Genomic DNA, 12,984 nt, shown 5'->3' with positions numbered 1-12,984 from the left:
CAGGTCAAGACGCTCGCACTGGCCGGGAAACCTTCGTGAATAGTCATACGATGCCCACATGACGTCTGTACTGCTCGCCGAGGACGACACGTCCATCTCCGAGCCTCTCGCCCGTGCGCTGCGGCGCGAGGGGTACACCGTTGAGGTCAGCCCCGATGGCCCGCAGGCCCTGGAACGAGCATTGGGCGGCGGCGTCGATCTCATCGTGCTCGATCTCGGACTGCCCGAACTCGACGGGCTCGAAGTGGCCCGCCGGGTGCGGTCCGAGGGGCACGGGGTGCCCATCTTGATCCTGACCGCTCGTGCGGACGAGGTCGACACCGTCGTCGGGCTCGACGCGGGGGCCGACGACTATGTGACCAAGCCCTTCCGATTGGCCGAGCTCCTCGCCCGGGTGCGCGCACTGCTCCGCCGGGGCTCCACCGAGACCCCGATCGTGCAGGGCGTGCGCATCGACGCCGAGTCGCGCCGGGCGTGGATGGGCGACCAGGAGCTGCAGCTGACCACCAAGGAGTTCGACCTGCTGCGGGTCCTGGTCCGCGACGCCGGGAAGGTGGTCACCAGAGAGCAGATCATGCGCGAGGTCTGGGACACCAACTGGTGGGGCTCGACCAAGACGCTCGACATGCACATCTCCTGGTTGCGCCGCAAGCTGGGGGACGACGCCGCCAACCCCCGCTACATCACCACCGTCCGCGGCGTCGGCTTCCGGTTCGAACGCGGCGACTGAGCCCGCGACGGGTTCACCGAGAGGTCTGCCGCAGGAAAGGCACGGGCGGTGTCCCGAGCACCGACCCGGCCGCGGCATGACCGCGCTCCCCTACGGAAGGAGACGTGATGAGGCGTCGGCTGCTGCTGTCGACGCTCGCAGTGGCGCTGGTCGCCATCCTGTTACTGGGCATCCCCCTCGCGTACGCCACGCACCGCCTCATCTACGAGGAGGCGCAGCAGTCGCTGGAACGCGAGACCTCCACCATCCTCGGCGGGGTCCAGCTCAGCCTCAGCACCGGCCGGATGGTCACCGCCGACCGGATCGCCCAGGGCTACCCCGGCCGCTACATCGTCATAACCCTGCCGGATGAGACCGTGCTGACCGCCGGTGAACGCCCGCCCAAGGGGGCCGAGCTGCTCACCGCCTCCCGCAGCGCCGGCGGCATCGGCGTCCAGGTCTCCCAGCCCGCCGCCCAGGTCCGCGAGGAGGCGCTGCGGCAGCTGCTGCTGATCGGCTCGCTGGCGTTGCTGGGCGTGGCGGTCACCGTCGGGCTGGCCATCTTCCAGGCCCGCAAGTTCACCCTCCCGCTCAGCGACCTGGCCGAGACCGCCGACCGGCTCGGCTCCGGCGACGCCCGCCCGTGCCGCCGCCGCTACGGCATCCCCGAGGTCGACCGGGTGGCCGAGGTGCTGGACCGCAGCGCCGTGCGGATCGCCGACCTGCTGGCCGCCAGCCGAGAGTTCGCCGCCGACGCCAGCCACCAGCTGCGCACCCCGCTCACCGCGCTGTCGATGCGGCTGGAGGAGATGGTCGAGGCCGCCGACTATCCCGACATCGTCCGTGAGGAGGGCGCCGCCGCCCTCGCCCAGGCCGAACGCCTCGTCGCCGTGGTCGAGCAGCTGCTGGCCCGCGCCCGCCACGACCGCACCGGCACCGCCGAGCCCGTCGCGCTCGACGACGTGATCGCCCAGCAGGTCGAGGAGTGGCGCCCGATCTTCCACCGCGCCGGCCGCGGCATCCGGCTCGCCGGCGAACGCGGACTGGTCGGCCTGGTCAGCCCGCACGGGCTGGCGCAGATCCTGGCGACCCTGCTGGACAACTCCCTGGTGCACGGCGCCGGCACCGTCACCATCACCACCAAGAACAGCGCCGGCTCGGTCGTGGTCGAGGTCGGCGACGAGGGCGAGGGGGTGCCCCCCGAGCTGGAGCGCCGCGTCTTCGAACGCAGCGTCACCGGCGGCGACGGCACCGGCCTCGGCCTCTACCTGGCCCGCTCCCTGGCCGTCGCCGACGGCGGCCGACTGGAGCTGCTGCAGGCCCGGCCCGCCGTCTTCGCCGTCTTCCTCCGCCAGGCCGCCGACATCCGGCGAGCCGAGGAGCCCGTCGTGGTCGGTCCCGCCTGACCCGCGCGGAGGTCAGCGACGCGCGGGGGCGCGCCTGCGCCGGGCGCCCCGGGCGGGGTGCGAACGGGGACGCTCGGGGGAGACGGGGGCGTCGCCGGCCGGGTCGGGCTCGGGAAGCGCGGAGGCCGCCTCCGCCGGCTGCGTCCGGACCGGGAGGAAGACCCACTTCTTGTACGACCAGAAGCGGAAGAGGGTCGCCGCCCCGGTGCCGACGATCAGGGCGGTGTTGTAGGCGACCGGGCTCTCCAGGTGCAGGCCGTAGTGGACGAAGCCGATGAACAGCTCGGTGATCACCAGGCCGATGCCGTTGAGGGCGAAGAACAGCACGTACTCGCGGCCCAGGCCGGTGCGGTCGCGGTGACGGAACGTCCAGTACCGATTGGCCAGGTAGGCGAACGTGGTGGCGACCACGGTCGCGACCATGAACGACTTCAGCGGGCCGACGTGCAGCCCGAACTGCAGGGCGTTGGCGACGCCGATGGTGATCACGAAGGCCGCGGCGCCCACGCTGCCGAACTTCGCGAGCTCATGCACGAGGTGCTCAAAGCGCCGGTACATGGTGGCGAGGAGACTCACGAAGAACGACCGTCCTTCCGGACCGCGGGGTTGTCACGGCACAACGAAGACGAGAATAGAGGCACGTTGCTCCACAAGCGTCGCGAGTGTGAAGTTCCCCCCGGTGGCTCTTCCCATTGCGCAGACTCCCATGCCCATGAGATGCCCGGACCGGACGCTTCGTTCGCTCGGGGCTGCCGATAGCCTGTGGCGCTGTGAGGGCAGCAGGTGAGATGCCCGTCGTGGGCATGGTGGGGGGCGGGCAGCTGGCCCGGATGTTCCAGCAGGCGGCGATCGGGCTCGGCGTGACGGTCCGGGTGCTGGCGCGCTCCCCCCAGGAGTCGGCGGCCCGGGTCTGCGCGGACGTTCGCATCGGCGAGCACGACTCGCTGGAGGACCTGCGGGCGTTCGCCGAGGACTGCGACGTGGTGACCTGGGACCACGAGCATGTGCCGCCCGAGCACATCCGGGCCCTGGAGGCCGAGGGCGTGGTCTGCCTGCCCGGCTCGGCGGCGCTGCTGCACGCCCAGGACAAGTTCGTGATGCGGGAACGGCTCAGCGCGGTCGGCGCGCCCTGCCCCCTGTACGCCGAGGTCCCCGCGGACGCGCCGCTGGCCGCGCTGGAGGCGTTCGCCGAGCGCGCCGGATGGCCGCTGGTGGTCAAGGCGACCTCCGGCGGCTACGACGGCAAGGGCCTGTGGATCGTCGAGGACGCGGGGCCGGGGACCGCCGAGCTGATCGGGCGGCTGGTCGACCGGGGCGTGGGGCTGATGGTCGAGCGGCACGTCCCGTTCCGGCGGGAGCTGGCGGTGCTGGTCGCCCGCTCCCCGTACGGGCAGGGCGCCGCCTACCCGGTGGTCGAGACGGTGCAGCGGGACGGCATCTGCCACGAGGTGATCGCCCCCGCGCCCGACCTGGACGAGGAGCTGGCCGCCGAGGCGCAGCGGCTCGCCCTCGACATCGCCGACCGCCTCGGCGTGGTCGGGCTGCTGGCGGTCGAGCTGTTCGAGGTCGACGGCGGCGTTCTGGTCAACGAGCTGGCGATGCGCCCGCACAACTCCGGGCACTGGACGATCGAGGGCGCGCGGACCTCCCAGTTCGAGCAGCACCTGCGGGCCGTGCTGAACCTGCCGCTGGGCTCCACCGAGCCCACCGCCCGCCATGTGGTGATGGCGAACCTGCTGGGCGGCGACGACCCCGACGTCTACCCCCGCTACATCCACGTGATGGCCCGCGACCCGGCCGTGAAGGTGCACTTCTACGGCAAGGAGGTCCGCCCGGGCCGCAAGATCGGCCACGTCACCGCGCTCGGCGACGATCTGGAGCAGGTGCGGGAACGCGCCCGGCACGCCGCCGAGTACCTGCGGTGGGGCCCGCAGCGGAAGGAGCAGGCATGACCGCACCCGTGGTCGGCGTCGTGATGGGCAGCGACTCCGACTGGCCCGTCATGAGGCAGGCCGCCGAGGCGCTGGAGGAGTTCGGCGTCCCCTACGAGGCCGACGTGGTCTCCGCGCACCGGATGCCGCACGACATGATCGCCTACGGCTCGCAGGCCGCCGAGCGGGGCCTGAGGGTGATCATCGCGGGCGCGGGCGGGGCCGCCCACCTGCCCGGCATGCTGGCCTCGGTCACCCCGCTCCCGGTCATCGGCGTCCCGGTGCCGCTCAAGCATCTGGACGGCCTGGACTCGCTGCTGTCCATCGTCCAGATGCCCGCCGGCGTCCCGGTCGCCACCGTCGCCGTCGGCGCCGCCCGCAACGCCGGCCTGCTGGCCGTGCGCATCCTGGCCGCCTCCGACCCGGGGCTGCGGGACAGGATGAGCGACTTCCAGCAGGACCTGTACGAGCAGGCCAAGGCCAAGGGCGCCCGGCTGCGCGAGAACCTCTCTCAGGAGGCCTGAGGTCCGGGCCTCACTCGGGATCCTTGAGGACCCGAGAGTCCTGAGGGGGCGTTCCCAGGGATCCTTGGAGGACTCAGTGCCGCAGCGACCACTCGATCGCCGGGCACCGGTCCATCACCACGTCCAGGCCCGCCGCCAGCGCCCGCTCGGCGGCGGCCTCGTCGACCACGCCCAGCGGCAGCCACACCGCCCCGGCCCCGCGCGCGATGGCCTCGTCGATCACGCCGCCGGCGAACTGCGATCGCCGATAGACCCCGACCACGTCGATCGTCACGTCCTCGGGGATCTCCGCCAGCGACCCGTACGCCCGCTCGCCCAGCACCACTTCGCGGTCCGGATGCACCGGGATGATCCGTTTGCCCCGCGCCTGCAGTCGTCGCGCCTGGTCGTAGACCGTCCTGTGCGGACGGTTCGCCAGCCCCACGAACGCCCACGTCCTCGACTTCTCCAGCAACCGGGTGATCACGTCCGGATCGGCGTACCGCTCGTCCATGTCCCTGCCAACACCCGTGATCGCTCCCGGCTTCCCGCTAGCGGCCGGGGGAGGTGTAGCGCGGCCCGGCGAAGCGGGCCACCGCCCGCTCGACCTCGGCGCGCCCGGCGTGCAGATGTTCGGCTTGGGCGAGGATCTGCCAGCCGGTCTTCGCGCCGTTCTCGTCCAGCTCCGGCCAACCGAACCCAGGGCGCGACCGCTTGTCCGGCCGAAGGAGCAGCGCGACGCCCCAGGTCTGCTTTTGAGAGTCGGAGCCCACCCGACGTTGCTCCCGGACCTGGATCTCCTCGATGTCCTCCCATGGGATGGTGCGGAGCTTCCCGCAGTAGACCCTGATTTCGGCCTGGTTCAGGACGAACTCGAAGCGATTGACGATGGACAAGACGCCGGCGTAGGCCATCACGAGGGACAGGGCTGCGAAGGGGCCGGAGACGGTCGTGAGGACGATGGCCCAGCCGGTGCTCATCTCGTTCGACAACCCGGTCAGTTCAGCGATGCCCCAGGCCAGGAGGGAGCCTGTTATCGCCAGTAGCGCCAGTGATGCCAAGCAAAGAGACGCCAGCGACCTCTTGCGGCCGCGCAGGCGGATCTCGCTCAGATCGGACGACTCCTGAGAAGCGACGGTGTAGGGGCGGGTGGGCGGCGTCGCCTGGGTCACCATGTCCTGGACCGGAGGCGGCAGCCAGGCCGTCGCGTCGTCGGCGCCCTCGGTCAGCCGGGACAGCACCGCCGCGGCGGTGGGACGTTCGGTGGGATCCTTGGCCAGGCAGGCGGCGATGAGGGGGCGTAGCGAGGCGGGCACGCCGTCCAGATCCGGCTCCTGGTGGACGACCCGATAGAGCAGGGCGTGGGTGGGGCCGTCCCCGAAGGGCGCGACCCCGGCGGCGTGGCACAGCACCGCGCCCAACGCGAAGACGTCGGCGGCGGAGGTGATCTCGCCCGACCCCGTGACCTGCTCGGGCGCCATGAAACCCGGCGTCCCGACCACCGCTCCGGTGCGGGTGAGCGCGGTGCCCTCCAGCGCCCGGGCGATGCCGAAGTCGATGACGCGCGGTCCGTCGTCGGCCAGCAGGATGTTGGAGGGCTTGAGGTCGCGGTGCACCAGCCCCGCCCGGTGGATGGACTCCAGCGCCTCGGCCAGCCCGGCGGCCAGGACGCGCAGCGTGTCCTCCGGCAGCGCCCCCTGCTCGGCGAGCACCGTCGCCAGCGACGGCCCCGGGACGTAGGCGGTGACCAGCCAGGGCGGGTCGCCGTCGGGGTCGGCGTCGACGACGGGAGTGGTGTGGAAGCCGCCGACCCGCCGGGCCGCCTCGACCTCGGCGGCGAACCGCTGCCGGAACTGCGGATCGGCCGCCAGCTCCGGCCGCACCACCTTGACCGCCACCGGCCGGCCGCCGGGGGAGCGCCCCAGGTAGACCTGGCCCATGCCGCCGCCGCCGAGCCGGGCCTGGAGCCGGTACCGGCCGACGACCCGGGGGTCGGATTCCGTCAGGGGCTTCACCGGCCGCCGCACCTCCGCATGCGAGAACGTTCGGGATCACGATCGTTCTACACGCGCGGGACGGCGGCGGACAGCGCTCCGGCCGAGGGCGGTCAGGGACGGCCCAGGGCCCGGTAGGTCCAGCCGGCGTTGCGCCAGCGGTCGGGGTCGAGGGCGTTGCGGCCGTCGACGATGTTCTTCTCGGCGACGACGGCGCCGAGGGCGTCGGGGTCCATGTCGCGGAACTCGGCCCACTCGGTGAGCAGCAGGACGACATGGGCGCCGCGGGCCGCCTCCAGGGCGGAGGGGCCGTAGTCCAGCTCGGGGTGGGCGCGGCGGGCGTTCTCCAGGGCCTGCGGGTCGTACACGGTGACCCGGGCGCCCTGGGAGCGGATGTTGGCGGCCACGTCCAGGGCGGGGGAGTCGCGCACGTCGTCGGAGTTGGGTTTGAAGGCGGCGCCCAGCACTCCCACCGTGCGGCCCAGGAACGAGCCGCCCAGCAGCTCGCGGGCCAGGTCCACCATGCGGATGCGGCGGCGCTGGTTGATGGCGTCGACCTCGCGCAGGAACGACAGGGCCTGGTCGACCCCCAGCTCGCCGGCGCGGGCCATGAACGCGCGGATGTCCTTGGGCAGGCAGCCGCCGCCGAAGCCGAGGCCGGGGCCGAGGAACTTGCCGCCGATCCGGTCGTCGTGGCTCAGCGCCTCCGAGAGCTTGGTCACGTCGGCGTGGGCGGCCTCGCAGACCTCGGCCATCGCGTTGATGAAGGAGATCTTGGTGGCCAGGAACGCGTTCGCCGCCACCTTGACCAGCTCGGCGGTGGGGTAGTCGGCCACGATGAACGGGCAGCCCTCGGCGATCATCGGGGCGTACACCTCGCGCAGCACCTGCTCGGCCCAGGCGGCGTCGTCGGGATCGTCGGGCACGCCGATCACGATCCGGTCGGGGTGCAGGGTGTCCTGGACGGCGAAGCCCTCGCGCAGGAACTCCGGGTTCCAGGCCAGGACCACGTCCCCGTCGGCGGGCGCCAGCCGGACCAGCCGCTCGGTGAGCCGCCGGGCGGTGCCGACCGGGACGGTGGACTTGCCGACCACCAGGCAGCGCCGCTCCAGGCGGGGCGCCAGCGTGCCGATCGCCTCGTCCAGGTAGCTCAGGTCGGCGGCGTACTCGCCCTGCTTCTGGGGGGTGCCCACGCAGATGAAGTGGACGTCGCCGAAGTCGGCCGCCTCGTCGTAGGAGGTGGTGAAGCGCAACCGGCCGCTCTCCAGGTTGCGCCGCAGCACCGGCTCCAGGCCCGGCTCGTAGACCGGCAGATCACCGGCTTGCAGGCGGTCGACCTTGTCCTTGTCGGTGTCCAGGCCGAGCACCTCGAAACCCAGGTCCGCCATGCAGGCGGCGTGCGTGGCGCCCAGGTAGCCGGTGCCGATGACGGTGAGCCGGTGGGCCAAGGCAACTCCCTCCATCGGGGACCGCGCGCGGCGGCCCCTCGCCTGACCGGCGCATTCTACTGGCCGGTAGTCTCAACCGTATGAGTTCCGACATTCCCGCGTACGCCCCGTCCGAGGAGCACGAGCTGCTGCGCCAGACGGTCCGCGAGCTCGCCGAAACCAAGATCGCGCCGCATGCCGCGGAGGTCGACGAGACCGGCGAGTTCCCGCAGGACGCGTTGGACGCGCTCGTGCAGAACGAGCTGCACGCCGTGCACATCCCCGAGTCCTACGGCGGCGCCGGCGCCGACGCCCTCGCCACCGTGATCGTGATCGAGGAGGTCGCCCGGGTGTGCGCCTCCTCCTCGCTGATCCCGGCGGTGAACAAGCTCGGCACCATGCCGCTGCTGCTGTCGGGCTCCGAGGAGCTCAAGAAAAAGTATCTGACCCCGGTGGCGCGCGGCGAAGCCATGTTCTCCTACGCGCTCTCCGAGCCCGAGGCCGGCTCCGACGCCGCCTCGATGAAGACCCGGGCGGTCCGGGACGGCGACCACTGGGTGCTCAACGGCGTCAAGATGTGGATCACCAACGCCGGGGTGTCGCAGTACTACACGGTGATGGCCGTCACCGACCCCGACAAGGGCGCCCGCGGCATCTCCGCGTTCGTGGTGGACAAGGACGACGAGGGCGTCTCGTTCGGGCCCAAGGAGCGCAAGCTCGGCATCAAGGGCTCGCCCACCCGCCAGGTCATCCTGGAGAACGTGCGGATTCCCGCCGACCGGATCATCGGCGAGGAGGGCACCGGCTTCAAGACCGCCCTGGCCACCCTGGACCACACCCGGATCACCATCGCCGCGCAGGCGCTGGGGATCGCCCAGGGCGCGCTGGACTACGCGATCGGCTACATCAAGGAGCGCAAGCAGTTCGGCAAGGCCATCGCCGACTTCCAGGGCGTGCAGTTCATGGTCGCCGACATGGCGATGAAGATCGAGGCCGCCCGTCAGCTCACCTACCACGCCGCGATCAAGTCCGAGCGCGTGATGAACGGCGAGGAGGTGCCGGACCTGACGTTCATGTCCTCGGCCTGCAAGTGCCTGGCCTCGGACGTGGCGATGGAGGTCACCACCGACGCGGTGCAGCTGCTCGGCGGGTACGGCTACACCCGTGACTTCCCGGTCGAGCGGATGATGCGCGACGCCAAGATCACCCAGATCTACGAGGGCACCAACCAGATCCAGCGCATGGTGATGGCGCGCCAGCTCCTCAAGTAGCCGCTCGGGTCCTCAAGCGGCCGCTCGGGCGACCCGCCGACGACCCGCCGTGCACGCCCCGGTTCCGCCGTCGAGCCGGGGCGCCGCCTCCGCCGGCCCGCGCGGCCGGGTCACTTCTTGCAGAGCTTCTGAGAGGCGGTGCTGGCCTGCGGGTCCGAGAGCCGGGACTCGTCGGCGCCGGGGAGGCCCTCGACGACGACCTTCTCGGCGCCCTTCCAGTCGGAGCCGACGATGACCTGGATGCCGTCGCCGACGGAGGCGTCCTTTTTGACCTTGGCGCCGGGGATGGCGGCGGCGAGGGTCTTGGCGGCGTCGACGTGCGCCGGGCCGTAGCGGATCTGGGTGACCTTCAGCCCGGTGCGCGCCACGCCCGGCGGCACGACGGTGCGGAAGCCGACCTTGCGCAGGTCTCCGGCGGCGCGGGCGGCCAGGCCGGGGGTGCCGACCCCGTTGCGGACCGTCACGGTGATGTCCCTCGGCTGGACGGTGGGCGCGTTCGGGTCGCGGGTCGGCGTGGCCGTGGGCTCGGGGGCCTTCAGCGGCTCGTCCCGCCGGAGCTTGCCGAACAGCTCTCGCGCGCCCTGCTCGTCCCACAGCACGGTGGACTGCGGCGCCGACCCGTTGATCGGGGTCATGTGGTTCTCGCTGCGCAGCGGGACCTTGGCGAACGTGACGTCGTCGGTGGACAGGTCGCTCATCTGGGCGACCAGCTTGTCCAGGTTGTCGGCCAGCTCCTCGTCCATCCGCAGCGACTTGAGCGTGGCGTCCAGCACCCGCTTGGCCTTGACCGGGTCGCTCAGCGTCCGGGTGCTGATCGCCTGCTTCATCAGCGAGGCGAGCAGCTGCTGCTGCCGTTCGATGCGGCCCAGGTCGCTGCCGCCGGTGAGGGAGTAGCGGGCCCGGGTGAACGCCAGCGCCTGCAGGCCGTCGACGTGGGTGGTGCCGGCGTTCAGCCGCAGTCCGCTCTTGCGGTCGTCGACCGGATGCTCCACGCACACGTCGACGCCGCCGAGCGCGTCCACGATGTTGACGAACCCGTAGAAGTTGACCTCGATGTAGTGGTCGATCGACACGCCGGTCGCCCGCTTGACGGTCGCCACCGTCAGGCTCGGGCCGCCGAACTGGTACGCCCAGGTGAGCTTGCCCGGGCGGGCCGGGACCGGGGTGCCCTTGGGGCCCTCGGAGCCGTTGGAGCGGTGCGCCGGGATGGTGACCAGCGAGTCGCGCGGCAGGCTCACCACGGTGATCCGGTCGTGGTCGCGGGAGACGCGCACCAGCATCATCGTGTCCGAGCGCTCCCCGGCCTCCCGGCCCAGCCGGGCGGCCCGCCGCTGCTCGCGGGTCAGCCCTTCACGCCGGTCCACGCCCGCCACCAGGATCGTCATCGCGCCCTTGGGGCCGCCGTCGTCGCCGCCGAGCCCCTCCACCAGCAGGGGCTCGATCAGCCCGGTGGCGTAGTTGTTGAACGCCCAGGCGCCGCCCGAGGTCAGCAGCACCAGCGCCGACATCGCCGCGGTGAGCATGAGGAACCGGCGCTGCCGCCGGGCGCCGATCGCGACCCGCGGGCTGAGCTGGGGCCGGGGGCGGCGCGGTCCGCGTCCGGAGGAGGTGACCGCCACCCGCGGAGCGGGCACCCCGGCCACGGTGACGCCCTCGCCGGGCTGCTCGGGGACCGCCTCCTCCGCCCCGTCCGGACGACGCGGACGGGGGCGGAAGTACCGCTCGATCGGGTCGGAGTCACCCACGTCCGGCATGGCTGCTGCCCCCTCGTCGGTGCGTTTCCTGCCGCGGATGTCCCCACCCTAAAGTGGTCGACACCGCTGCGTTCGCTACCTGCGTTCCGTGTCGTTGGAGTAACGTGGCGCCGAGTTGACCTCTCCCGGCGTGGGACGGGGCGATCCGGGCGGTCCGGCCCGGTCGCCGCGACCGCCGGGCACCTCGCGCAGGAGGCACCGATCGAGGCATCGCATCCCGATCCCGATACGGCGGCCGTCCCTCCCCGGGCGGCCTCGCCCCCGGCGCATGTCTGAGCACAGAGGTAGCGGCTTGCCCCGGTCATCGGCACCGGGCTCGTCCCCGAGAGACCAGATGAATCCGTCACCCCACGCACGCAGCGCTGAAACCGCCACCGAGGAACGCACCTGGCCGGCCGTCTCGGTGGTGATGCCGGTGCTGAACGAGGAGCGGCACCTGGCCGACGCTGTCCGCGCGATCCTCACCCAGGACTATCCCGGCGAGATGGAACTGGTGCTCGCCGTCGGCCCGTCCCGGGACCGCACCCAGGAGATCGCCGAGAAGCTGGCCGCCGAGGATCCCCGGATCATCGTGGTGCCCAACCCCACCGGCCGCACCCCTCAGGGCCTCAACATCGCCATCAAGGCCTCGCAGTACTCCATCGTCGTCCGGGTCGACGGGCACTCGCTGCTGCCGCCGGACTACATCCGGACCGCGGTGGAGACCATGGAGGAGACCGGGGCCGACAACGTCGGCGGGGTGATGGCCGCCGAGGGGGTCACCCCGTTCGAGAAGGCCGTCGCCCGCGCCATGACCTCCAAGATCGGCGTCGGCTCCGCCCGCTTCCACACCGGCGGCGAGCCCGGCGAGGTGGAGACCGTCTACCTGGGAACGTTCCGGCGCAGCGCCCTGGAGCGGGTCGGCGGCTACGACGAGACCTTCGTGCGCGCCCAGGACTGGGAGATGAACCATCGGATCCGCCAGACCGGCGGCAAGATCTGGTTCACCCCCCGGATGCGCGTCACCTACCGGCCGCGCCCGGATCTGCGGTCGCTGGCCAAGCAGTACTTCCACACCGGCCGCTGGCGCCGCGTGGTGGGCCGTGAGCACGCCGGCACCCTCAGCCTGCGCTATCTGGCGCCGCCGATGGCGGTGGTGGCGATGCTGATCGGCACGGTGGCCGGGCTGCTGGGTTTTTGGCCCGGCTGGCTGATCCCCGGCGGCTATGTCGCGGTGGTCATGATCGGCGGGAGCCTGGTCACCGGGCGCGGCCTGCCGCCGTCGTCGTGGATCTGGCTGCCGCTGGTGTACGCGACCATGCACATCTCCTGGGGGGTCGGCTTCCTGACCAGCCCGCGCGGGCTGGGGCAGCCCTCTCCGCCGAAACGCTGAATCTCCGGACAAGCGGGACATGGGGGGATGAGTCCCGTTAGCCTGCTCGGACCGGACACGGGAGGAGCGGGCTCATGTCCACAGGAAGATCAGGGATGTCCAACGGCGCCCGGCACGCCCTGGGCGCCGTGGCGGGGCTGGCGGCGGCGCCGGTGATCATGGCGCTGATGGTGTTCGGCGTCGAACGGCTGATTCGGGCCTATCGGCTGCTCCTGGGAGCAGGGGGCACCGAACGCTGGATCGGGGCGGGATGCCTGTTCCTGGCGGCGCTGGTGATCGGCCTCCTGGTCGGGTCACGGGTGTCGCCGCTGGCCTCCCTGCTGTGCGGGCTGACCCTGTGCGCGGTGAACCTGCCGTGGCTGCTGATGAACCGCACCCTGCTCAGGCACGTGTGGGACCTGCTCCCGCGCGAGTACCGGGGATCGGTCGACACCCTCGGTTCCCTGGGGATTCTGGGCCTGGTCGGCGGCGTGCTGATCGTCGGCTCCCTGGCGCCGTCGCGCTGGCGTTCGGCGACGATGCCCCACCCGGCCGGCGCCCCGCGGCCGCCAGCCTGGACGCCGCCCGGCGCCCCCGCGATGCCGCCGGCGGGCCCGGGCGGCCCTGCGGCGCTGCCG

At 72.1% G+C, this 12,984-nt stretch carries 12 protein-coding genes; 7 read left to right on the top strand and 5 right to left on the bottom strand.

Annotated elements, in window-relative coordinates; translation table 11 throughout:
* The first annotated feature begins 58 nt into the window (after window positions 1-58).
* Window positions 59-730, top strand: coding sequence for a response regulator transcription factor (locus EIO00_RS00060; protein WP_012854433.1), 672 nt, complete (start codon window positions 59-61; stop codon window positions 728-730).
* A 107-nt stretch (window positions 731-837) separates the two neighbouring features.
* Window positions 838-2,115, top strand: coding sequence for an ATP-binding protein (locus tag EIO00_RS00055; protein ID WP_140174462.1), 1,278 nt, complete (start codon window positions 838-840; stop codon window positions 2,113-2,115).
* A 12-nt stretch (window positions 2,116-2,127) separates the two neighbouring features.
* Here the strand turns inward: EIO00_RS00055 and EIO00_RS00050 are convergent, their stop codons facing one another.
* Complete coding sequence (locus tag EIO00_RS00050) at window positions 2,128-2,691, bottom strand: GtrA family protein (RefSeq protein ID WP_241661024.1); 564 nt, start codon at window positions 2,689-2,691, stop codon at window positions 2,128-2,130.
* A 227-nt stretch (window positions 2,692-2,918) separates the two neighbouring features.
* Here EIO00_RS00050 and EIO00_RS00045 point away from each other — a divergent pair, with 227 nt between their 5' ends.
* Window positions 2,919-4,067: a 5-(carboxyamino)imidazole ribonucleotide synthase gene (locus EIO00_RS00045; protein WP_241661045.1), complete on the top strand. Its 1,149-nt coding sequence runs from the start codon at window positions 2,919-2,921 to the stop codon at window positions 4,065-4,067.
* A complete protein-coding gene (gene purE, locus EIO00_RS00040) occupies window positions 4,064-4,570 on the top strand; it encodes a 5-(carboxyamino)imidazole ribonucleotide mutase (protein WP_140174460.1) in 507 nt (168 codons plus the stop codon). Before EIO00_RS00045 ends, purE begins: the two co-directional genes overlap by 4 nt.
* Window positions 4,571-4,643: 73 nt before the next feature.
* On the opposite strand, the gene EIO00_RS00035 is transcribed toward purE, so the two are convergent.
* From EIO00_RS00035 to EIO00_RS00025, 3 genes are all read right to left on the bottom strand, one after another.
* Window positions 4,644-5,063: a CoA-binding protein gene (locus EIO00_RS00035; RefSeq protein ID WP_140174458.1), complete on the bottom strand. Its 420-nt coding sequence runs from the start codon at window positions 5,061-5,063 to the stop codon at window positions 4,644-4,646.
* A 37-nt stretch (window positions 5,064-5,100) separates the two neighbouring features.
* A complete protein-coding gene (locus tag EIO00_RS00030; protein ID WP_140174456.1) occupies window positions 5,101-6,564 on the bottom strand; it encodes a serine/threonine-protein kinase in 1,464 nt (487 codons plus the stop codon).
* A 92-nt stretch (window positions 6,565-6,656) separates the two neighbouring features.
* Window positions 6,657-8,006: a UDP-glucose dehydrogenase family protein gene (locus EIO00_RS00025; protein ID WP_241661023.1), complete on the bottom strand. Its 1,350-nt coding sequence runs from the start codon at window positions 8,004-8,006 to the stop codon at window positions 6,657-6,659.
* 65 nt (window positions 8,007-8,071) lie between these two features.
* Here EIO00_RS00025 and EIO00_RS00020 point away from each other — a divergent pair, with 65 nt between their 5' ends.
* Window positions 8,072-9,241, top strand: a complete 1,170-nt coding sequence (locus tag EIO00_RS00020; RefSeq protein WP_140174452.1) for an acyl-CoA dehydrogenase — start codon at window positions 8,072-8,074, stop codon at window positions 9,239-9,241.
* Window positions 9,242-9,351: 110 nt separating this feature from the next.
* On the opposite strand, the gene EIO00_RS00015 is transcribed toward EIO00_RS00020, so the two are convergent.
* Window positions 9,352-10,995 (bottom strand): LCP family protein, encoded by a 1,644-nt coding sequence (locus EIO00_RS00015; RefSeq protein ID WP_140174450.1) that lies wholly within the window; start codon window positions 10,993-10,995, stop codon window positions 9,352-9,354.
* A gap of 334 nt (window positions 10,996-11,329) precedes the next feature.
* Here EIO00_RS00015 and EIO00_RS00010 point away from each other — a divergent pair, with 334 nt between their 5' ends.
* Together EIO00_RS00010 and EIO00_RS00005 are read left to right on the top strand one after the other, a co-directional pair.
* Window positions 11,330-12,367 (top strand): glycosyltransferase family 2 protein, encoded by a 1,038-nt coding sequence (locus EIO00_RS00010; protein WP_140174448.1) that lies wholly within the window; start codon window positions 11,330-11,332, stop codon window positions 12,365-12,367.
* Window positions 12,368-12,462: 95 nt separating this feature from the next.
* On the top strand, window positions 12,463-12,984 hold a 522-nt coding region (locus EIO00_RS00005; protein WP_140174446.1), incomplete at its 3' end, for a hypothetical protein.

The organism is Thermomonospora catenispora (assembly GCF_006363815.1).
Taxonomy (GTDB): domain Bacteria; phylum Actinomycetota; class Actinomycetes; order Streptosporangiales; family Streptosporangiaceae; genus Thermomonospora; species Thermomonospora catenispora.
The sequence above is the reverse complement of the archived record's forward strand: the minus strand, read 5'-3'. Positions and strand labels throughout refer to the sequence as shown.

Excerpts from the sequence above, each read along its gene's own strand:
- EIO00_RS00060 (WP_012854433.1), top strand. The coding sequence starts at position 59 with ATGACGTCTGTACTGCTCGCCGAGGACGACACGTCCATCTCCGAGCCT.
- EIO00_RS00055 (WP_140174462.1), top strand. The coding sequence starts at position 838 with ATGAGGCGTCGGCTGCTGCTGTCGACGCTCGCAGTGGCGCTGGTCGCC.
- EIO00_RS00045 (WP_241661045.1), top strand. The coding sequence starts at position 2,919 with ATGGTGGGGGGCGGGCAGCTGGCCCGGATGTTCCAGCAGGCGGCGATC.
- purE (WP_140174460.1), top strand. The coding sequence starts at position 4,064 with ATGACCGCACCCGTGGTCGGCGTCGTGATGGGCAGCGACTCCGACTGG.
- EIO00_RS00035 (WP_140174458.1), bottom strand. The coding sequence starts at position 5,063 with ATGGACGAGCGGTACGCCGATCCGGACGTGATCACCCGGTTGCTGGAG.
- EIO00_RS00025 (WP_241661023.1), bottom strand. The coding sequence starts at position 8,006 with ATGGAGGGAGTTGCCTTGGCCCACCGGCTCACCGTCATCGGCACCGGC.
- EIO00_RS00020 (WP_140174452.1), top strand. The coding sequence starts at position 8,072 with ATGAGTTCCGACATTCCCGCGTACGCCCCGTCCGAGGAGCACGAGCTG.
- EIO00_RS00015 (WP_140174450.1), bottom strand. The coding sequence starts at position 10,995 with ATGCCGGACGTGGGTGACTCCGACCCGATCGAGCGGTACTTCCGCCCC.
- EIO00_RS00010 (WP_140174448.1), top strand. The coding sequence starts at position 11,330 with ATGAATCCGTCACCCCACGCACGCAGCGCTGAAACCGCCACCGAGGAA.